This window comes from Bacillus sp. COPE52 (assembly GCF_003355115.1).
GTDB classification, from domain to species: domain Bacteria; phylum Bacillota; class Bacilli; order Bacillales; family Bacillaceae_G; genus Bacillus_A; species Bacillus_A toyonensis.
Map to the genome: position 1 here is coordinate 5,600,897 of NZ_CP031292.1, position 293 is coordinate 5,601,189.

At 41.3% G+C, this 293-nt stretch carries 1 protein-coding gene; it reads right to left on the reverse strand.

Translation table 11 applies throughout. From position 1 onward, the window contains the following. The coding region (locus DPQ31_RS29585; protein WP_261797493.1) for an SH3 domain-containing protein at positions 1–293 on the reverse strand (293 nt) is incomplete at both ends.

Genomic DNA, 293 nt, shown 5'->3' on the forward strand with positions numbered 1-293 from the left:
ACCTTCTTTTCCTTGGTAATTGATTTTCGCCCAGCCGTTTGCTTTTCCTAGTACTGTTACTTTTTCACCATTTTTTAGGGTTCCTAGAACCGAGCTACTTGTATTTGCCGCACTTCTTACTCGTAAGCTTGTCGCGTTAATCGTTCCTACTTCTTGCGTTCCATTCGTAATGTCTTCCGCTGGCTTTTCTTCTTGTTTTCCTGCTTCTAACTTCACAAACTCTAACGACACATAACCTTCTTTTCCTTGGTAATTGATTTTCGCCCAGCCGTTTGCTTTTCCTAGTACTGTTA